Genomic DNA, 19,247 nt, shown 5'->3' on the forward strand with positions numbered 1-19,247 from the left:
AATGAGAACACTTCGCATACGTACGTTTACTTTGCTTTGCTTCTTGTTCATCCTCTCATTGCCGTGGATTTTCTTTCTGACAGCACACTTTATGGAAACCAAAACGCTAAGCATCGCAAACAGCGGGCTGCAAAATAAAGCGCTGCAAGCAAAATTAAACGGGATCATTGCCAGGATTGAAGCCGGTTCGGACAAGTGGAGGGATCCTATTTGGCAGACAAAGCTGCATGAAGAGCTGCGGAAAGCGAATATGGATGCGGCTATTTTATCGGCGTCGGATCAGGAGATTTACCGGTCCAATCCGGAGCGCCGCGGCTCCCTGCGGTCTACGGAACGGATTTCCGTCATTGAGGACGGTCATTTGCTGGGAAGGGCGGTCATTTATCTGCCCAAGTCCAATACCGTTCAAATGATTTCGGCGTTTGCCGGATTTTTATTGGCATTTTTTATTATCGCTGTTGAAATGCGGCGGTTCCTGCTTAAGCCGCTCGAGAAGATGGGCAATGCGGCCAGACAAATCGCCGCAGGAGATTGGGATGTGCGGTTGCCCCGGTCCAGGATTACGGAAATCGCTGAAGTCCGCGACGGATTTGAAGCGATGGTCAACGGGCTGCAGAAGTCGTATCGGAAACAAGCGGAATTGGAAGAGGAGCGCCGGTTCGTGATTGCCGCGGTCGCGCATGATTTACGGACACCGCTGTTCGCGTTACGCGGTTATTTGGACGGTTTGGAGCAAGGAATTGCTGAATCGCCGGAGAAAATGGCAAAATATTTGGCGGTTTGCAAGGAAAAATCGGCACAATTGGACCGGCTCGTTGAGGACCTGTTCACCTTTACAAAAATGGAGTATTTGAAGACGGAGTTGAACAACAATACGGTTGATATTAAACTCATCCTCCAGAAGTCGGTGGACAGTCTGAGTCCGCTGGCCCGGCAGAAACAGATCCCGATCTTAGTTCATGCCGGGGACGATTTGCTGATTAACGGGGATGCGCACTTCATGGAACGCGCCATGAACAATCTGCTGGATAATGCCGTCAGACATACCCCAATTGGCGGTGAAATTGTTGTGCAAGGTTATAAAGCGGGCGATAAAGTAAAGTTTACGATCCGTGACACCGGCCCGGGCTTCTCCTCGGAGGAACTGAAGCGCGTTTTCGAACCGTTATATCGCGGGGAAGTCTCCAGAAACCGCTCCACTGGAGGCAGCGGGTTAGGGCTGACCATTTCACAAAGAATCGTCAGGCGGCATGGAGGTGAACTTGCCGCAAGCAACCATCCGGAGGGAGGAGCGTTGCTGGCAGGTTGGCTGCCTGTGGCCGCTCCGGATTCAGCTTATGCTGGCAAAGCTGAGCGCCCAAAATAGGCGTATGTAGGAAACATGGGCGTAATCCCACAATAATATATTGCTAAATAAGTGTAACAAAGGAGAATAATCATGTATCAATACAATTACGCTCCATCAGGTTACGCCCCGTATGAAATACCCGATTCCGCATTTCGCCAGCAAGATTTGGGCATTGAATGGCACGTACAAGAAGACGGGTGGAGCGGGGTGTGGCGCAGGCGAGGAAGCAGCAACACTTTTGATGCCAGGTGGACTATGCCTGGAGCTCAACCAGTAACTGCAGTTTTGACAATTATTATTTTTGGCAATTTTGTATTTGTTCAGCGGCGGTACAGCAGTGACGGAAACGATTGCATCTACACTGGAACACTTTCTGGAGATGGCCGTACTGTAACCGGGACTTACAGATGTACCCGGGGCGGAGGCAGGTGGACTGCTACGATCATTCGGCGCGAGAGAATCAGATTAGGCAGGGTCTGGTTTGAACAAGAAGGGGGCTGGAGTGGCGTATGGCGGCGCCGGGGAAACAGCAACATTTTCGATGCCAGGTGGACGATGCCCGGGGCGCAGGATGTAACGGCCGTATTGACGATCAACATATTCGGCAACAACGTCCAGGTTTTACGGAGAAACAGCAGCGATGGAAATAACTGCGACTACATCGGTACCATTGCCGGGGACGGCCGAACGGTTACCGGCACTTTTAGTTGTACTCAAGGCGGAGGGACTTGGAGAGCAATTATAACTTTTTAAACTGTGCTAGGACTGCTCCTTATTGAGCAGTCCTAATATTTTAAGCCCTGATCCGCACAATTAATAGTTTAACTTATATAGACCGAAGAGAATTAGGCAAGGATCGAACAGATATGTTCTAACGGGATCATTCAAGTACTTATTATAATGAACTTGCAAGGTCAAATCCGGCGATAATCGCTCAGCCAAAAACAAAAAAAGGAGAGAATGAAAATGACTTTACATGGAAAAGTTGCCATCGTCACTGGGGCGTCCAGAGGAATTGGAAGACAAATCGCCATCCAGTTAGCGCAGTCTGGGGCAAAGGTGATTGTCAATTATTCTTCGAATCCGGACAAAGCGGACGAGGTCGTAAAAACGATCGAGCAGTCCGGCGGGGAAGCGGCCGCAATCCGCGGCAACGTCGGCAACTTAAGCGAAGTCGAAGCGTTGTTCTCCGAGACGCTCAATAAATATGGGCGTGTGGATATTCTCGTTAATAATGCCGGCATCATGGTTTGCAAACCCATCGAGGATGTAACGGAGGAGATGTTTGACCGGCATTTTGCGGTTAATGTGAAAGGGACTTATTTTGCCTGCCAGCAAGCGATGAAGCATTTGGAAAAAGGCGGGACGATCATCAATTTATCGACCTCCGTGTCAGGTGCGATGCTGCCGACGTACAGCGTATATGCAGCTACAAAAGGTGCGGTCGAGCAACTGACCCGCCAATTGGCAAAGGAATTCGGTCCCAAAGACATCATCATCAATTGCATTGCGCCAGGACAAGTCTCCACCGAGTTATTCTTGAACGGCAAGTCGGATGAGCTGATTGATTCGTTTCGACGCATAAATGCTTTTGGACGGCTTGGCGAACCGGAAGACATCGCAAATGCGATCGAGCTGCTCGTTAGCGACAAAGCCCGCTGGATCACGGGGCAGACGATTCGTGTGAACGGCGGCTTCAACTAATATCGAAAGAGGTTGCCCGAAAAAAGTTGGACGAACCCGGCGCGAAAGCGCCCCGAGGTTCGTTTAACTTTGCTTGTTCACAACTTATTCGGCATCTTCTGCGGATGTTTTGTACGGACGTTTAACGGCTTGTTTGATGTGGCGGTCGATTTCCGCTTGGCCTTGAATTTCAACGGCCGCCTCGGCTTGATCGTTCAGTTGCTCCTCGGCTTGTCCGATTCCGTGCGCTTCTTGATGATTTCTGCTTGATGACATAACTTTAACCACTCCTCCTTTAGTCGGTTCCATCTGACTGCATGGTTATATTATTATTGGAGTGGGCAGTTTTATACGGAGGAAAATAATATGAACAAAACCGAACGGCAGCTCGCCATTACGCTTGAACTGCAGCGAAGCAAGGTGCTGAGAGCGGAGGATTTGGCGGCTCATTTCGAGACAAGCGTGCGGACGATATACCGCGACATTCAAGCCTTGAGCGAAGCGGGGGTTCCGATTGTCGGAGCTCCCGGGCAGGGTTATTCCTTAATGGAAGGATACTTTTTGCCGCCGGTGGGATTTACCGCGGAAGAGGCCGTGGCCTTGCTTATGGGGACGGATTTTATAGAGCAGAGGCTGGATAGCGATTACAACAGGGTGGCCAAGGCGGCCAGGCGCAAAATCGAAGCGATTCTCCCGGAGCCGGTACGCGGCGAGTCGGCGCGCGTACGGGAGACGATGCGACTCCTTCGTGCTGGCGAACCGGTAACCGGGCGGAAGGAGAAAGACTATCTCGGCCAAGTACGACGGGCGATTTTGGAGCGGCGTAAAATTAGCTTTAGGTATCTGAAAAAAATCCCGGAAGCGGGCGGGGGCAGGGAGAGCAAGCGGGAGGCCGCGCCATACGGGCTGACGCTCGTACAGGGGAATTGGGTTTTGGTCGCACGCTGCGAGCTGCGGCAGGATATCCGCCATTTCCGCTTGTCGCGGATGACGGAGCTTGCCGTATTGGAAGAACGCTTTTCCATGCCGCCCGGCTTTAATCTAAGCCGTTACCGCCCGCCGAATGACCGTAACCTGCAGGTGCTGGTTCGGGTGAACCCCGAAATCGCCGACAAAATCGCCGAAACCGTTAATTTTTATGTAGAAGAGACTGAAGAGCGGGAGGACGGACTACGGGTCACCTTTCGCGTCCGGCAGTTGGAGGAGCTGCTGCCATATGTGCTCGGATGGGGCGGGGATGTCGAGGTGCTGGAACCGGACTCCCTCCGCCGCCGGATTCGGGAAGAGGCCGAAAAAATTTTAAGACGCTACTGACACGCTGTTGTCAGTAGCGTCTTTTTATAATGGGAGTATATCCCATGATTGAAGAGGAGTTGTTTGTAATGATGAGAAGTACGGCTGAGGCACTGCAGGCGTTTGAAGCAACGGTGGAACGGTATTTGAGCGAACTGGAAAACCTCGATATGGAGCAGCTGCTGAAAAAAACGGATGAGGAGGAATGGTCCATCGGGCAAATGTACATGCATTTGATTCAATCGGCGCAATTTATGCATTTGAGCCATATCGACCAATGTTTGGCCGAAAGCGAAGCAACCTTGGTCCATACGGGGGAAAAAACGGAGCAGGGCCGGGCGGTATTCGAACTGGGGAGCTTTCCGCCCGTTCGGATTCGGGTCCCGGCTTCGCCGCAATACACGCCGCAGCAGCCGGGGAGCAAGCAGCAGCTGTCGGAAGGGCTGCGTGGTGTATTGGAGCGGATGAAACGCACCGAACCCGCTTTGCTTCAGGCGCCCGAACGCAACAAGATGCCGCATCCCAGACTCGGCCCGTTAAACGCCAAAGAGTGGTTTTTGCTGATCGAGATGCATTACCGGCATCATCTGCTGCAACTGGACCGTTTAAAGCGGGAGTTGAATTTGCAAGCATAGACAGCAGCTATAAGTTTAATAATATAGCGGCAGTCCCGGACTTTTCTGGTCCGAGGCTGCCGCATTTTTTTGCCAGTCTGATGCCGATCTCCCGGAAGAACTGAAGGATGAACTCGAAAAACGAGTTTTCCGTGTCGGTCAGCCGCTCTCCGGCGGGCCAGGACAAATAGATGGTGCGCCTGCACCGGGGTTCGCTAATGTGAAGCAGCTTGATATCTACGGTAACAACCTTGCTCCATAGAATGGATGGGATGAAGGAGCCGCCGATGCCGGTCTGGATCAACCCTCTGACCGTAGCGGGATCATCGCTTTCAAAGATAATGTACGGTTCGTACGGCAGCTGCGCGAAGAAGCGGTCGGTCGTTCTTCGCAGCGGATGGCTTGTCGTCAGGCTGATGAACTTCTCATGCTCCAGGTTTTTCAGTGATAAGGCTCTTCAAAGGCCGCAAGCTGGTTGTGCAGATGGTGGAAACCTATGGAAGTAAAAAAGTGTACTTGGTTCGGTTAAAAAAAACGGCCACGGAGGTGCCATACTCCGTGCGCCGGAAAAATCAGCGTTTTATCCACGCCCGCTCCAGATCCATCTCGCGAATGCATTCGGCCGTGTCGTGTTTGTCGTTGTCAATCAGCGGCGCCACCGCGTACGCATGCATCTCTTCGGCCGAATGGGGCCGCAGAATCGGATCTAACGCATCCAAATCGTTCGTCCCCTCATCCAGCCACCGGGTCATGTTCTCCGGAGAGAGAATCGCCGGCATCCGGCTCTCAAATTCTCCGATCAACGGGTTGGCTTCGGTCATAACCAGAGTGCAGGTGCGAAGCGGTTCCCCGCGCGCATCCCGCCAGATTTCGTATAAACCGGCCACCCCGAACATGGCGCGGTTTTTCATGACGACCCGCACCGCGTATGACTTCTTGCCTTCATTTTTCCAATAGTAAAATCCGTTGCACGGGATGATGCACCGCTGCTTGTTCACCATTCTGCGGTAAGTCGGATTCCGCTGCACATTCCGGAGATCCGCGTTGATCGCATCCTTTCCCCAGTAGGGCACGAATCCCCAACGGAACTCGTCCAAAATCCGCTCCCCGTTCTGCTGCAGCACGACCGGCGTATGCTGCGTGGGGCTAATGTTATAGCGGTTTTTATAGTAGTACATCACCCGCTCGATCTGAAAATGCTCCTGAACCTCCGCCAGCTCGGCCGCCATGGAAAAACGTTGACACATGAAACATCAGCCTCCTATATAACCTAACTTATAGTGTTTGACAAAGAAGGAAAAATATTCATTTGGCTCCTTCGGCGGAAAAATTTTCTTGTCTATTTTTCAAAAAAATCTTGGTAAGGTAGGAGATAGCAATCGATTAAGAGGTGATGTTGTCATGATGAAGAAACGCTGTTTGTTTTGCGATAAGATTGTCTTCACTAAACAGGAAGGCGAGTATGATAGATATATGGACTGTTTCTGTTCACCCGGCGGGTCTTATAGCCTGCTGACGGACAGCTACAATGCGATACAATCGTTTCCGCACCAAAAGAAACGCGGCTTGCTTCATTTAGTTTCGGCTTATATCCGGGAGCGGACGGATTGCAATGAAAAGGTCGCTTTATCCGCCAACGATATGGAAGCCATTGCAAATTCTCCCGACAATCCGGCGAACATTCAAGACAAAGGGAATCGTTTGCTCCAGTATTTGCATAGACATTCCAATGGTCCGGGGGACCCGGTGATTATTCATCCGCTCTCCAACAGCTACAATCTGACGTATTCTCCCAATCTGCAAGAACTGGTATATATCATTGATAAGCTGAGAAACGAGCAATTGCTCATCAGGGAAGGAATTACCTTTCAACTGACTGAAAAAGGATGGAGGGAAGCCGCCAGCGCCGCAGGAAAAAACTTAAAACCATGCTCCGTTCTTATTTCGGATGAGGAGGATTTGCGCACGGAGTGGCAGGTTAAGCTGCTCCCCAAAATCGAGCAGTTCGGTTATCTGCCGCGCTTGCTGGCGCAAAGGAACACGCAGAGCAGTGTAAAGTATTCCTTGGCAGCGATAGCGGACAGCAAGCTGGTGATAGCGGATTTAACGGGGCAATCTCCTAAGGTGTATTTTGCGGCGGGATATGCGCTCGGTTTGAACATCCCCTTGATCTGGACCGTAAGCAGCAGCGATGCCGATACACTCCCTGTAAAAATCAAGGAGATCCGTCCCATTGTTTGGGATACCGTTGAAGAATTGGCGGTCATTCTCCAGCAGCGCTTGAGTTGATAGAAGAGTTCCGGAAAGCGGGGCAGAGAGGAGGCAGCTTATGTCTCCTCTAAGTTTTTTATAAAAGGGATGGCCGGCCGCACCTTATTCATGGCGCGTTCCTTGGCTTCATCCAATACGTGCGTATAGATTTGCGTGGTAGAAATGTTCTCGTGGCCAAGCAGCTCCTGGACAGCGCGCAAATCAGCGCCGTTTCGCAGCAGATCCGTAGCAAAAGAATGGCGCAGTTTATGAGCCGATAGGGGGACACCCTTAAATTGAGGATATTTCTCGGCCAGAGCTTCGAACGTCTTATCGGCGATGGTTTGAACCATACGTTTACTGATGCGGCGGCCGAATTGCGAAATGAAAAACGCGGGTTCGTCTTTTTTGTTCCGCGGCTTAATTCGTTGGTCCAGCGACATCTGCAAAAGATACCGCAATTCCTCCGGAAGCGGGATATACCTCCATTTTTCCCCTTTGCCAAGCACCGACATTTTGGATCCGAAGCGATCAAAATCAGTAATGTTCAGCCGGACGATCTCGCTTACCCGCAACCCGGCGTAAGCCATCAACGCGATAATGGCAACGTCGCGCACGATATACCTTCCCTTTACAAGCTGGAGGCACGCATCCAGGAATTGCTTTTGAAGAAATACCGGTTGCCGGTTTTTCTCGATCTTCGCTTTTTCAATATCCATCGCCGGGTTGTGGCTGCACACCCTAAACCGGACCAGAACTTTATAGAACAAACGGATCGCGGACTGGCAGCGGTTTCGATAGCGGGGGCCGGCGCCGGATTCGCGAACCCGCGTGAGATGCTGCAATATGTCAATGTCGGTTACATCGGCAACCGCTTTACCGTTCAATCCCGCGAGAAAGTGTTTGACGTCGTGGAGGTAGCCGTTCTGGGTTTCCTTTGAATATTCACGATCCTTCATATATACCAAAAAAAGGTTCAATTCACGCTCATATAGCTCCAAAGTATCTGTATACTTATTCATTCGCACCTGTCCAATCGCTTACAATCGAAATTACATTAAACGTACATTTAACGCAATTTAATTATAGCAAAAATCGCCCAAAAGAAGGAACTATCGTGCTTATAATTTTTAATTTTTTAGGTAAGGAGATAAAGGTTTCATGCATGAACAGAGCTGAGGAATGACAACTTAAGGAAGTGGTATACATCACAATATCCAAAGGAGGATACCTGTTATGGCTCACCAGAAGAGAAGGAAAGAAGCGGCCTGGAAGTCACGCAAGCAAGAACAGCATCCCCATGGTAAAATCAAATCGCTCAAGGAATTGTCCAGCGAATAGGATTGAGGAGTATACTACTTGAAAGCGAAGGACTGCCGGCGGAAATTGCCGGCAGTCTTTTTTTGCGCGAGAGGCCCATGCAATTGTGCATGGGTCTACACGATTTTGCCATATTTCTATCAAATCAAAGAATATGTTGAAAAATATAGCAGGATTAATGGGGGAATATGTAAAATAGTTACTCTAGCAATCTTTTTTGTCTTAATTTAGGAGATTGACCCTATTTAGTAAAGGAGGCAGATGATAGGTTGATTTAAGCGGTTCAGGTTCGGCTTTTAGCAGGTAATTATCTTCTTTTGCAAGGAGGACAAACCAATTGAAACAGGCCAAAATATTCGGCAAATCGGGCATTTGGCTGCTCGTTGCCGCACTTATCGTTCCGTTGTTTTCACTCGCCGCATTCAGCGAGGAGAGGGTGGCGGCGGCCTCGGCCGCAAACGGCGATAAAATCATCGTCGGCTACTGGCACAACTTTGACAACGGGTCCAGCAACATCCGGCTGCGCGATGTCCCTTCGAGCTATGATGTCATCCAGGTTGCGTTTGCGGAGCCTTCAGGCGGTGCGGCGAGCGGAGATATGGCATTCCAGCCTTATAACGCCTCGATCGGCGAATTCCAAGCCGACGTACGGGAGCTGCAAAGCCAGGGCAAAAAGGTGCTGATCTCCATCGGAGGAGCCAACGGAGCCGTGGAATTGTCCACCGACCAGGCCAAACAGAAATTTGTCAGCACCATGAAAAGCATTATCGATACGTACGGCTTTGACGGCCTGGATATCGATTTGGAAGGAAGCTCGTTGTCCTTGAATCCGGGCGACACGGATTTTCGCAACCCGACGACGCCTAAAATCGTCAACCTGATCTCCGCCGTGCGGGAGATCGCGAACAGCTACGGTTCCGGCTTCGTCTTGACCATGGCGCCGGAAACAGCGTACGTGCAAGGCGGATACGCCGCTTACGGCGGTCCGTGGGGCGCGTACCTTCCGGTCATTTACGCTTTGCGCGATTCGCTGGACTATCTGCACGTGCAGCATTACAACTCCGGATCGATGACCGGTTTGGACGGGAAATCCTATGCCCAGGGAACGGCGGATTTCCAGGTGGCTATGGCCGAGATGCTGCTGCAGGGATTTGACGTTGGCGGCAATGCAAACAACCATTTTCCCGCCCTGCGCCAGGATCAAGTGCTCATCGGGCTTCCGGCCACACAGTCCGCGGCAAATGGCGGATATACGGCGCCGGCCGAAGTGCACAAAGCGTTGGATTATCTCGTTAAGGGGCAATCATTTGGCGGAAGTTACACGCTGCGCAATCCCGAAGGATATCCCGGCTTCAAAGGGCTGATGACCTGGTCGATCAACTGGGATAAAGCGGCCAACTACGCCTTCTCCGGCAGTCACCGGGCCTATCTGGACAGCTTGGGCGGCGGAGGCAATCCCGATCCCGATCCGGAACCGGATACCACACCGCCAACCGCTCCCGGTAAACTGCGCGTAACGGGAGCCACGCCGACAAGCATCAGTCTCGCCTGGGATGCTTCCACGGACAACGTGGGCGTTGCCGGCTACACGGTAACGTATGATGCCGGAAGCGTAAACGCAACCGGAACCGCGGCAACCGTTAGCGGCCTGTCTCCGAATACGACTTACACCTTTTCGGTAACCGCTAAAGACGCCGCCGGCAATATTTCCGCGTCCGCTTCCGTTCAGGGAGCGACGACGGCGGAGGATGATCCGGGCGAAGGTCAGCCTTGGCAGCCATGGGTTGCCTACCGTATAAATGACCTGGTGTCCTATAACGGCAGCATTTACGCGTGCATTCAGGCGTACACCTCGCTCCCGGGCTGGGAGCCGGCAAACGTGCCTGCATTGTGGCAATTGCAGTAACCAAGGCAGCGCCTATTTGAGGCTGAGCCGATAGGGGAATTTGCGGAAGCGGGGGGGTGCCCCGCTTCCTTGTTTTGCGCTGCCGCAACCATGCGGAGAATGTCCCCGTTGCAACGAACTCTTCGCCGAAATCACACAATATTTTAAGGTTGCCACTTGAGTATAGGGAAGTGGGGTGGGCGGCAGATCAACACTCGCTGTCCAGAGACTTTGCACGATTATCCCGTTTGATCAGGTAGCAGAGAGAAGGACAAGCTCGGGAGAAATAAATATTTGTGGAGAAGCAGATAGGTTCGAGATAATTTAGAACCCACACCAATCAAGTTGATTCGCATTAAACTAACCCCTGCCGTTCAAACGCCAAGATCAGGCCGCAGCCACAAGGGACAGATTCGGTTGGCGTGCGATCAGCTGGCGGTAAGGGATCGCCTGAAATCGCCACACACATGCGCTATCAGCGCTCCATGCAGGCCTGTTTGCTGTGATAACGGCTGCTGAATGGTTGAAGTTCCGTTCCCGCATTGACCTCTATGTCCGCTCGCTCCCAAAATCAAGAATTTACGAACGTGAGTTCGCTATATTTAATTTTACCAAACATACGTTCCCTAATCAAGCCAAAAATCTCACCTAAACCGCCTCATTTTTTCCTCATCTCTTCTGTTTTTTCTTCTCTCTTTTGGAACCCTTGCTTTAGCCCCGCTGGTCCCTGGCTCCCTGAACGAAGGGTATAATCGTGCAAAGGGTTGCTGGCATGAACACCAAAACACGAACCCTTTAGACAGCCCCACACCTGGCGTTGATTTGTGAAACTGCTCGAAGCTCGAAACGGCTAGGGTACAAAAGGTAGATACACCGACCTCGGCGGATCGTGACTGGCGACTTTTTTGTTTTAAGGATATAAGTTGTTGTCCAAACGCCAGGAAATCACATTAAACAAAGGTCATGATAGCTGTAAATTTTTAACGTGTTCTGGAAGTGTAATACTGGTATAATTAGCTTTTAGACGTTTCTTTTAATTATTTTGGAGGTGTTTGATATGCAAAAAAGCCAATTTCAATCCAACCAACGAACCGGAATAAATCAAGATCAAAAAAGAAAAACGGTAAGCGGCCGCATGTTGCGGTATGGATTGTGATTAGCGAATAGGGAGTAGCGAATATTACCTTCTGGACCTAGAATGACGCGCCGCCTACCTGAAAGGCGGAATCCGTTTTGCATAACGTTCAAGCGGCAAAAGTATTTTATTTGATGAATTTTATTTCTTCGCTGGCAAACAGCACTATATTTACGACCTACAGCATCTATTACGTCACACAGCTGGGCTTGAATCCCTTTGAGCTTGTTCTGATCGGAACCGTATTGGAATTAACGGTGCTGATTTTTGAGGGGATTACCGGCGTCGTTGCCGATACATACAGCCGCAGACTGTCGGTCTTTATCGGGATGTTCATTTTGGGCGCGGGGTTTACGTTTGAGGGCAGCATCATTTGGTTTCAGGGGCTCGGCCTGGCGATCCCGCTCGTCGTTTGGGTGATGCTGGCCCAGGTGGTGTTCGGTATCGGTCATACCTTTATCAGCGGGGCGGACAGCGCCTGGATTGTTGATGAGGCGGGGGAATCCGCCGCCGGGTCCATTTTTATTCGCGCCAAACGTGTGGCTCTGACAGCATCTTTGCTGGGAATTGGCGTGAGCGTGGGTCTTTCCGTGCTGGCGCCGAATCTGCCGTATATAGCGGGAGGCCTGATGTACGCTGTGCTCGGCCTGCTCCTGATCCGCAAGATGAAGGAAACGGGCTTTGTCCGCCCGCCGCGCAGCGAAAGAGTCTCTCATTTTCGAGAGATGACCCGAACCTGGCAAAGCGGGGCAAAGGTGGTCGCACGCAGTCCGCTATTGATGATCATCGTGTTCGTCACGTTGTTTAGCGGCGCGGCCTCGGAAGGTTATGACCGGCTATGGGAGATTCATCTGATCCAGGAAATCGGCTTTCCGGACTGGACGTTGCAGGTGGCTGTTTGGTTTGGCCTGATCAGTGCGGCCTCCACGATTTTGGGAATGCTAGCGGTAGGCTTCACCGAGAAAAAGCTGAACATGAGCAGCGAGCGGACCGTGACCGCGGCCTTATTTATACTGACTTTCATTCGCGTTGCCGGCGTCTTCTCGCTTTTTCTGGCGACGGATTTCGTTTGGGCGCTGGCATCCGTGCTGGCCGTAAGTGTAGTCGTTACCGTGAGCGAGCCGATCTATGCGACATGGCTGAACATGAACCTGCGCAGCGATACCCGGGCCACGGTGTTGTCGATGGTCAGCCAGTCGGACGCGCTTGGCCAAACCGCGGGAGGGCCGGCCGTGGGCTGGATCGGAAACCGGTTCTCTATCCGAGCCTCCTTGTTAACAGCAGCAATATTGCTGCTTCCGATTTTGGGCGTGTTCGGCCGGATGCTGCGCAAGCGATAACGTAGCATAAAAGTTAAAGGAGGCAGTTCCAAAAGGTCAGCTAGCTTGTGACCTTTGGGACTGCCTTCATCTCTTAAATGCAGTGGGGGACATCCAAGAATGAAGTTGTTATTGTTTTTCTTTCAGTTCATTGGTTGAAGTAGAATGAACGTGGAGAGTTGAATAAGCACCCTGATGCTCAACAAAATGGAGTTATGCCTTTAAGCTTCGGCGTCATCACATGTGTCCCGAGTGCAACAGGTATGTGATCCAGAAAACACCATATCAAAAACCGTTGATCCTGAAGAAAAGATCAACGGTTTTTATGTATACTTAATCATAACCGGAACGAATAGGTAAGCAACTAAAGGAGATCCGCACGCAATGAAATCTGACCAAATAAAATTCCCGCTGGGATTTTGGGCGGGATTACAACAATTGGGAATTGCCCCGAACGACGTCGCACGCAAAGCGGAGCTGCCGCTCACCATTGCTGCAGAACCTGTCGCCGTCACTGTCGCCCAATATTTCAAAATCTGGCAGGCATACGCCGATCTCATCGGCGACACTGCGATTGGAATCATCAAGCTGGCCACCGTCTTTGAAACGGCTCAGTACCCGCCGACCGTCTTAGCGACCTATCATGCTCGCGACTATCGCGACGCCCTTGAGCGGATGGCCCGGTACAAACAACTGTGCCCTCCGGAAAGCTTGCGTATCACCGAAGAAGGCGAGCGCTGTACCATCGAATTGGAACGGATGCCCGGTGAGCAACCCGGACCGCCAGTGCTGATTGGAACCACGCTGGCCTTTCTTCTGGAGCTAGGGCGGCGGGGCACGGGGCGCCCTTTAACTGCACGGTCCGTGGAATTTTCCAGCACGATGGGGGATGTAAAGGCTCTTGAGGCTTACTTCGGGTGCCCTATCCGGATCGGTGGAGCCAACAACCGATTAACGCTGCATCGAAGAGACCTGGACCGACCCTTTGTTTCATATAACAAAGAGTTGCTGGAGCTCCTGACTCCCGTATTGGACCGCTCATTGGAAGAACAGCTCAGCCGTTCATTTCCCGAGATGGTCAAGAGGATCTTGAAGCGCAGTCTGACTGGAGGGCGCCTTGACATTCAGGCGGTGGCGAGCGCGCTTGGCATGAGTGTTCGTACCTTGCAGCGCCGCCTTACTGACGAGGGCACAACATTCAAGCAGTTATTGGCACAGGCTCGGCATGAACAGGCACGGGAATACTTGGCAGACCCCAAGCTCGATATTAAAGAAGTGGCTTTCTTGATCGGTTATGAAGATCAGAACTCGTTTTACCGCGCCTTTCGCCTTTGGGAAGGCGATACCCCTGCAAATTGGCGTTCCGAATATTTAACGACAATTTGCTAGGTTTTCATAATTGGCGGGTTATACAAGAAATTTGGCGTTGTCCACTAGTTACCGAACGATCCGGACAAAGTAATATAATCCCTATCCGGAGCACGAGAGTGTTCTATGAATAACTGTAAATCAGCTCGCCGTAAATGACGACAAAGGAGACAGATGATATGGATATGGGATTAAAAAACAAAACCGCTTTAGTAACCGGGTCGACAAAAGGGATCGGGAAAGCTATAGCCATCGAACTTGCCAGAGAAGGCGCCAATGTCCTTATTAACGGACGAAATAACGATGAAGTAGAACGAACCGTAAAAGAACTGAAGTCCGAGTTCCCGGCTACCTCCCCTCAGAATGCCGCAGCCGATCTTGTGAATATCCGGCAAAGAGAAGCTTTATTTGAGAAATATCCCCATGTCGATATTCTGATTAACAACATGGGGATTTATGAAATCATGTCCTACGAGGATGTTGACGATGAAGTATGGGAGAAATACTTCCGAACGAATGTCCTTGCCGCTAATGGATTATCCAAATTTTATATGCCTAAAATGTTGAAAAACAATTATGGACGAATCATCTTTATTGCCAGTGAAGAAGCGATTATGCCTTCAGGGCAAATGCCCCAGTATTGTATGACCAAATCTATGTTATTATCCCTGTCAAAAAGCTTATCCAAACTAACGAAAGGAACGGAAGTCACATCCAATACGATCTTGCCGGGGCCAACGCTTTCCGAAAATGTGTATCAAATCATTGAAAGTTTGTTTCCCGATGAGATGCCGTTCTCGGAAAAAGAGAAGCAATTTATGGCTGCCAACCTGCCCCAATCCGAAATACAGCGGTTTATCAAGCCTTTTGAAATAGGCAGGCTGGCCGCATTCGTATGCAGCCCTTACGCATCCGCATTTAAGGGTTCTCCAATCCGGATGGACGGGGGCATGGTGCCTACCATTTATTAACCTATTTTGCCGCCAGATTCATCTCTACGCACATAAGGATGAAGGCGCCTGCGCCGTGCAGGTCGTTTTCGCTGGTTGGGCGGGCGATATAGTGGGCGTAGTCGCCGATTCCCGTGCCGATGCAAATATTGCCGATCACGACGTTGCCGTTCTCGTCGAACTTCAGCGTATCGATGACGCCTTGGTAGCCTTTCCAGGCACACTCCATGTACTTGGCATCCAGATAACCGAACCGGACGGCCTTGGCCATGGCATGCACGAACAGCGCCGTGCAGGAATTTTCCGGCCAGTTATCCGGGCGGTCGCCTTTATCGATAACCTGGTACCACAGGCCAGTGGCCGGGTCCTGATAGTTCGTCAGCGCGATAAGCAGATCCTGTACAATGGTAACAAGCTTTGCTTTATCCGGATGGTCCTCCGGCATGTATTCGAACATTTCCAGCAAGGCGACGGGATACCAGCCGATGGCGCGGCCCCAGAACTCCGGCGCTTGGCCCGTGACGGGATCGGCCCAGTCGGCTTTTTTAGTTTCGTCCCAGCCGTGGTACAGCAAGCCGGTGGCCGGGTCCTTCGTATGCCTCTCCATGAGCAGCGCCTGAAAGGCCATCATGTCGAAATATTCGCTGTCGCCAAATGTTTTGGCAAATTGCACGGCAATCGGTCCGGCCATATACAAGCCGTCCAGCCACATTTGATTCGGATAATGTCCCTTGTGCCAGAATCCGCCGGACGGATTTCTCGGCCAAGATTTCAGCAAGGGTACCAGCGTGTGCAGCGCTTTTTTGTACCGCTCGTCTCCCGTTTGCTCGTAGAGGGGGAAGAGAAGCACGCCGGGCTGAATGTCGTCGAGCTCGTCGGACATAAACTTCTTGATGCTGCCGTCCTCGAGAACCTGGCTGTCCACCCACCGTTTCATATAGTCGAACAGCTTCTGTTCTCCGGTCTGCCGCCAGCATTTCTCCATACCGGACAGAAAAACGCCTTGATGGTAGTGGAACCGGTCCGGCGGAAGCTTTTCCGGCTCGAATTTGGCCATGATCGCCTCGCAGGCTTTAAGCGCCCATTGAATCGGGGTCATAAGGGATGAAGCGGTTTGCATACGTATCCTTCCTCCTCGATTGTTTGTACTCCCATTCTAGCATCGGTTTATGTACATTTTTTGCAAAAAGTCTCTGTTTCTTCTCATTTCTTGCGGTATAATGTAACAACAGGTACGGAAGGGAGTGCGGAGCGGATTGGGAGATCTATATTTCGAGAATCATACGGGTACTTTCGAGGTATCCCACCGGAAAGCGTTAAGCCACCATATGCCGGTGAGCCATTTTCACAGCACTTACGAAATCTATTATCTGATGTCCGGCAAGCGGGAATTTTTTATTCAGGACCGGACGATTACGATTAACGAAGGCGATGTCGTCATCATTGCTCCCAATATTCTGCACCGTACGACCAATGCGGAGCGGCCGAAGCATGAGCGGTTCATTATCAATATGCACGAGCGGCTATTTTCGCCGGACGGCGCCCACAAGGAGGCGCTTTGGCCTTTGCTGGATCGGGATTATCTGATCGTGAACGGCTCCTTGCGCAATAGACAACCGCTCGAAACGCTTTCCAGAGCGATTATTCAGGAGATTCGGGAACGCAGTAGCGGCTTCGAATTGTTTGCCCAGACGCTCGCCGTGCAGCTGCTCATCATGTGCTGCAGGCACTTCCGGCAACAGGATGCGGAGCTGCCGGCATCGCCAAGTCCGATGCATGAACGAATATCGGAGATTGTCCGCTATATCAACGAGCATTACATGGAGGAATTGTCGCTTCATTTGCTAGCGGATAGATTTTATATCAGCCCGTATTATTTGAGCCGATCCTTCAAAGAAGCGACGGGCTTCGCGTTCGTAGAGTATGTGAACAGCGTACGGATCAAAGAAGCCATAAAGCTGCTTGAGAGTTCTTCCAAAAAGGTCAACTTGATCGCGAGAAAGGTGGGGTTCGGAAGCGTGACGCACTTCGGTCGAGTGTTCAAGGCGGTCACGGGCCATGCGCCGTTGCATTATAGAAGGAAAGAGGAGACGCGGAGAATTTAATAATCTTATTTCTGTATAAAATTGGATAATTCAAGCATAATAGCGGCTTCGATCCGCCCGTATGCCAATAGCCTTGGCCATGAGTCGGTCAAGGCATTTTTGCTGATTATGTTAGTCTGTTCGTGTAAGAATAAATCGGGGCCCCGCCGGAAAAATTAAGTGCAGTTATTCATTACTTTAACGAACAGAGGAGATTGGAATATGGTAAAGTATATTTTATTGGCAGCAATATTGCTGGTATCGGGGTGTGCGGCCGGCAACAATGCGGCGGGAAACAACACGGCGGGAAAGACCCCTTCAATGAAAGCTCAAACGGCTGCACCAACTCCTGTCACCACACAGGCGTCTTCAATAGCTACATCAACTAAGGCTCACGGATCGGTTAGGATAAAAGAAACTCCCGATGGATTTCCTTCCAATATAGGGGACTTCATTCCACCTGCCGGAAATCCGACAAACCCGGTACCTTCCAATCCGACCAATCAAGTTCCATCAAGACCAACGAATCCGACACCTTCAACGCCTTCACCTACTACAGGCACTACAGGACAAGCTCAGGATTCCTCCCAATTTGCGCAGCAAGTACTGGATTTGGTCAATAAGGAAAGAAGCAAAGCAGGTTTAGCCGCTCTTACCATGAGTCCCGAGTTGTCCAATATGGCGATGGTCAAGGCACAAGACATGTATAACAACAACTACTTCGATCATAATTCCCCAACACACGGATCCCCGTTCGATATGATGAAGGAGTTCGGAATTACCTACAATTCAGCCGGTGAAAATATTGCCAAAGGGCAAAGCAGCCCTACCCAAGTGATGAACGATTGGATGAACAGTCCGGGGCATAAAGCCAATATTTTAAACAGCTCCTATACCAAAATCGGTGTTGCTTACTACAATAGCGAGTGGGTGCAGGAATTCACGGGGTAAGCCGGAACATAAGGAATGCGCTTAGTATTACACACCAATATGGACATCCGTTTCAGGGAAACGGAATGTCCTTTTTTTCTGTACGTTAATTGTTCTTAACATTTTGTTCGAAAATTCACTTTACCTTCCAAAACTGCACTCAAGAATTTTTTCGACTTTTTCAATTGCTCCTCGATCTCTTCAATTTCTTTGATTTTTTGCTCCACCATTTTCTTCTTTACCTCGTAGGATAAGTTAAGTTGTTGATTGACCATCAAACTTAATTCTTCTATAGAAAAGTCCGCGGATAAAAGGGCCTTCACATCATCCAGAAACTCAACAATCTCTTCGGAATAAATCCGGTAATTATTTTCATCTCTTTTAACGAATACGTCCGGAATTAGCTTTTTGCGTTCATAGAACCTCAATGTTGATATGGGCAGACCGGTCCGTTTGGAAACTTCATTTATTTTCATCAGATGACCTCGTTATTTCTTGCTATAAACCTAAGTTCATAGTTCATAATACGAATATGATAACGAACGAAATACACCATGTCAAAAAATCCACTGTTATCAAAAAGGAGAGATTCTATGTTCAACAATATTCAAAATAACGATTTCGCTAATATAGTCAAGGGACGACGCTCCGTCCGCAAGTATGATGAAAATGTTAAAATATCGAAAGAAGAGATGAGCGAAATGATTGCGGAAGCCAGTTTGGCTCCGTCCTCCGCAAATATGCAGCCTTGGCGTGTAGTTGTGGTGGATACTCCGGAAGGAAAAGAAAAACTAAGACCTCTTGTGCGTTTCAATACGCTGCAAAATGATACTTCATCAGCCATGGTATTAATTTTTGGCGATACCCAAAGCTATTTCTATGCTGAAGAAATATACAATACGGCTGTGGAACAAGGAAAAATGCCGGCTGAAGCATTTGGTTTAGATGAAGAACGCTATGTCCCGGTCATGATTATTTCAATCGGAAAAGCCAAGGAAGAGGGGCATGAGTCGGTTCGATTAGGTTCTGATAAGATAACATTTGGGAAGTAGCCATTTGTCGTAATAT

The 19,247-nt window shown here is 50.3% G+C and carries 19 protein-coding genes; 13 read left to right on the top strand and 6 right to left on the bottom strand.

Annotated elements, in window-relative coordinates:
• The first annotated feature begins 1 nt into the window (after window position 1).
• Together DYE26_RS05875 and DYE26_RS05885 are read left to right on the top strand one after the other, a co-directional pair.
• Window positions 2-1,366: a sensor histidine kinase gene (locus tag DYE26_RS05875; RefSeq protein ID WP_051985439.1), complete on the top strand. Its 1,365-nt coding sequence runs from the start codon at window positions 2-4 to the stop codon at window positions 1,364-1,366.
• A 948-nt stretch (window positions 1,367-2,314) separates the two neighbouring features.
• Window positions 2,315-3,052: an SDR family oxidoreductase gene (locus DYE26_RS05885; RefSeq protein ID WP_036622911.1), complete on the top strand. Its 738-nt coding sequence runs from the start codon at window positions 2,315-2,317 to the stop codon at window positions 3,050-3,052.
• Between the two features lie 84 nt (window positions 3,053-3,136).
• On the opposite strand, the gene DYE26_RS33330 is transcribed toward DYE26_RS05885, so the two are convergent.
• Window positions 3,137-3,307 (bottom strand): hypothetical protein, encoded by a 171-nt coding sequence (locus DYE26_RS33330; protein ID WP_164815307.1) that lies wholly within the window; start codon window positions 3,305-3,307, stop codon window positions 3,137-3,139.
• A 90-nt stretch (window positions 3,308-3,397) separates the two neighbouring features.
• On the opposite strand from DYE26_RS33330, the gene DYE26_RS05890 reads away from it, so the two are divergent.
• Both DYE26_RS05890 and DYE26_RS05895 read left to right on the top strand, forming a co-directional pair.
• Window positions 3,398-4,345 (top strand): helix-turn-helix transcriptional regulator, encoded by a 948-nt coding sequence (locus DYE26_RS05890; protein WP_036622912.1) that lies wholly within the window; start codon window positions 3,398-3,400, stop codon window positions 4,343-4,345.
• Window positions 4,346-4,416: 71 nt separating this feature from the next.
• A complete protein-coding gene (locus DYE26_RS05895; RefSeq protein ID WP_036628145.1) occupies window positions 4,417-4,959 on the top strand; it encodes a DinB family protein in 543 nt (180 codons plus the stop codon).
• Window positions 4,960-4,966: 7 nt separating this feature from the next.
• On the opposite strand, the gene DYE26_RS05900 is transcribed toward DYE26_RS05895, so the two are convergent.
• Both DYE26_RS05900 and DYE26_RS05905 read right to left on the bottom strand, forming a co-directional pair.
• Window positions 4,967-5,383: a LysR substrate-binding domain-containing protein gene (locus tag DYE26_RS05900; RefSeq protein WP_082207770.1), complete on the bottom strand. Its 417-nt coding sequence runs from the start codon at window positions 5,381-5,383 to the stop codon at window positions 4,967-4,969.
• 127 nt (window positions 5,384-5,510) lie between these two features.
• Window positions 5,511-6,185 carry an SOS response-associated peptidase gene (locus DYE26_RS05905; RefSeq protein ID WP_036622913.1) on the bottom strand — a complete coding sequence of 225 codons (675 nt, stop codon included), beginning with the start codon at window positions 6,183-6,185 and terminating at the stop codon, window positions 5,511-5,513.
• Between the two features lie 154 nt (window positions 6,186-6,339).
• Between DYE26_RS05905 and DYE26_RS05910 the strand changes: the two genes are divergently transcribed.
• Window positions 6,340-7,227: a hypothetical protein gene (locus DYE26_RS05910; RefSeq protein WP_036622914.1), complete on the top strand. Its 888-nt coding sequence runs from the start codon at window positions 6,340-6,342 to the stop codon at window positions 7,225-7,227.
• A 38-nt stretch (window positions 7,228-7,265) separates the two neighbouring features.
• Here the strand turns inward: DYE26_RS05910 and DYE26_RS05915 are convergent, their stop codons facing one another.
• On the bottom strand, window positions 7,266-8,210 hold the full coding sequence (locus DYE26_RS05915; protein ID WP_036622915.1) for a tyrosine-type recombinase/integrase: 945 nt from the start codon (window positions 8,208-8,210) through the stop codon (window positions 7,266-7,268).
• A 214-nt stretch (window positions 8,211-8,424) separates the two neighbouring features.
• On the opposite strand from DYE26_RS05915, the gene DYE26_RS34040 reads away from it, so the two are divergent.
• From DYE26_RS34040 to DYE26_RS05935, 5 genes are all read left to right on the top strand, one after another.
• The gene (locus tag DYE26_RS34040) at window positions 8,425-8,529 is read left to right on the top strand and encodes a DUF6254 family protein (protein WP_015735743.1); all 105 of its coding nucleotides are present in this window, start codon (window positions 8,425-8,427) and stop codon (window positions 8,527-8,529) included.
• A 316-nt stretch (window positions 8,530-8,845) separates the two neighbouring features.
• On the top strand, window positions 8,846-10,414 hold the full coding sequence (locus tag DYE26_RS05920) for a glycosyl hydrolase family 18 protein (RefSeq protein ID WP_036622916.1): 1,569 nt from the start codon (window positions 8,846-8,848) through the stop codon (window positions 10,412-10,414).
• A 1,212-nt stretch (window positions 10,415-11,626) separates the two neighbouring features.
• Window positions 11,627-12,868, top strand: coding sequence for an MFS transporter (locus DYE26_RS05925; protein WP_306436793.1), 1,242 nt, complete (start codon window positions 11,627-11,629; stop codon window positions 12,866-12,868).
• A 363-nt stretch (window positions 12,869-13,231) separates the two neighbouring features.
• Window positions 13,232-14,236 (top strand): AraC family transcriptional regulator, encoded by a 1,005-nt coding sequence (locus DYE26_RS05930; protein WP_036622917.1) that lies wholly within the window; start codon window positions 13,232-13,234, stop codon window positions 14,234-14,236.
• Window positions 14,237-14,394: 158 nt separating this feature from the next.
• A complete protein-coding gene (locus tag DYE26_RS05935) occupies window positions 14,395-15,186 on the top strand; it encodes an SDR family NAD(P)-dependent oxidoreductase (protein ID WP_036622918.1) in 792 nt (263 codons plus the stop codon).
• 1 nt (window position 15,187) lies between these two features.
• Here DYE26_RS05935 and DYE26_RS05940 read toward each other — a convergent pair whose 3' ends face one another.
• A complete protein-coding gene (locus DYE26_RS05940) occupies window positions 15,188-16,285 on the bottom strand; it encodes a glycoside hydrolase family 88/105 protein (RefSeq protein ID WP_036622919.1) in 1,098 nt (365 codons plus the stop codon).
• Window positions 16,286-16,421: 136 nt separating this feature from the next.
• Here DYE26_RS05940 and DYE26_RS05945 point away from each other — a divergent pair, with 136 nt between their 5' ends.
• Both DYE26_RS05945 and DYE26_RS05950 read left to right on the top strand, forming a co-directional pair.
• Window positions 16,422-17,270, top strand: a complete 849-nt coding sequence (locus DYE26_RS05945) for an AraC family transcriptional regulator (protein ID WP_036622920.1) — start codon at window positions 16,422-16,424, stop codon at window positions 17,268-17,270.
• A 201-nt stretch (window positions 17,271-17,471) separates the two neighbouring features.
• Entirely contained in the window at window positions 17,472-18,200 is a 729-nt protein-coding gene (locus tag DYE26_RS05950) for a CAP domain-containing protein (RefSeq protein ID WP_036622921.1), read from the top strand.
• A gap of 95 nt (window positions 18,201-18,295) precedes the next feature.
• Here DYE26_RS05950 and DYE26_RS05955 read toward each other — a convergent pair whose 3' ends face one another.
• Window positions 18,296-18,655, bottom strand: coding sequence for a MerR family transcriptional regulator (locus tag DYE26_RS05955; RefSeq protein WP_036622922.1), 360 nt, complete (start codon window positions 18,653-18,655; stop codon window positions 18,296-18,298).
• Window positions 18,656-18,772: 117 nt separating this feature from the next.
• Between DYE26_RS05955 and DYE26_RS05960 the strand changes: the two genes are divergently transcribed.
• On the top strand, window positions 18,773-19,231 hold the full coding sequence (locus DYE26_RS05960; RefSeq protein ID WP_036622923.1) for a nitroreductase family protein: 459 nt from the start codon (window positions 18,773-18,775) through the stop codon (window positions 19,229-19,231).
• The last annotated feature ends 16 nt before the right edge of the window (window positions 19,232-19,247 follow it).

It is taken from the genome of Paenibacillus macerans (assembly GCF_900454495.1).
GTDB lineage: Bacteria > Bacillota > Bacilli > Paenibacillales > Paenibacillaceae > Fontibacillus > Fontibacillus macerans.

What these genes read in the sequence shown, in the direction of transcription:
- DYE26_RS34040 (WP_015735743.1), top strand. Translation starts at nt 8,425, where the DNA reads ATGGCTCACCAGAAGAGAAGGAAAGAAGCGGCCTGGAAGTCACGCAAG.
- DYE26_RS05940 (WP_036622919.1), bottom strand. Translation starts at nt 16,285, where the DNA reads ATGCAAACCGCTTCATCCCTTATGACCCCGATTCAATGGGCGCTTAAA.
- DYE26_RS05890 (WP_036622912.1), top strand. Translation starts at nt 3,398, where the DNA reads ATGAACAAAACCGAACGGCAGCTCGCCATTACGCTTGAACTGCAGCGA.
- DYE26_RS05930 (WP_036622917.1), top strand. Translation starts at nt 13,232, where the DNA reads ATGAAATCTGACCAAATAAAATTCCCGCTGGGATTTTGGGCGGGATTA.
- DYE26_RS33330 (WP_164815307.1), bottom strand. Translation starts at nt 3,307, where the DNA reads ATGTCATCAAGCAGAAATCATCAAGAAGCGCACGGAATCGGACAAGCC.
- DYE26_RS05875 (WP_051985439.1), top strand. Translation starts at nt 2, where the DNA reads ATGAGAACACTTCGCATACGTACGTTTACTTTGCTTTGCTTCTTGTTC.
- DYE26_RS05915 (WP_036622915.1), bottom strand. Translation starts at nt 8,210, where the DNA reads ATGAATAAGTATACAGATACTTTGGAGCTATATGAGCGTGAATTGAAC.
- DYE26_RS05910 (WP_036622914.1), top strand. Translation starts at nt 6,340, where the DNA reads ATGATGAAGAAACGCTGTTTGTTTTGCGATAAGATTGTCTTCACTAAA.
- DYE26_RS05950 (WP_036622921.1), top strand. Translation starts at nt 17,472, where the DNA reads ATGGTAAAGTATATTTTATTGGCAGCAATATTGCTGGTATCGGGGTGT.
- DYE26_RS05905 (WP_036622913.1), bottom strand. Translation starts at nt 6,185, where the DNA reads ATGTGTCAACGTTTTTCCATGGCGGCCGAGCTGGCGGAGGTTCAGGAG.
- DYE26_RS05895 (WP_036628145.1), top strand. Translation starts at nt 4,417, where the DNA reads ATGAGAAGTACGGCTGAGGCACTGCAGGCGTTTGAAGCAACGGTGGAA.
- DYE26_RS05955 (WP_036622922.1), bottom strand. Translation starts at nt 18,655, where the DNA reads ATGAAAATAAATGAAGTTTCCAAACGGACCGGTCTGCCCATATCAACA.
- DYE26_RS05885 (WP_036622911.1), top strand. Translation starts at nt 2,315, where the DNA reads ATGACTTTACATGGAAAAGTTGCCATCGTCACTGGGGCGTCCAGAGGA.
- DYE26_RS05960 (WP_036622923.1), top strand. Translation starts at nt 18,773, where the DNA reads ATGTTCAACAATATTCAAAATAACGATTTCGCTAATATAGTCAAGGGA.
- DYE26_RS05935 (WP_036622918.1), top strand. Translation starts at nt 14,395, where the DNA reads ATGGATATGGGATTAAAAAACAAAACCGCTTTAGTAACCGGGTCGACA.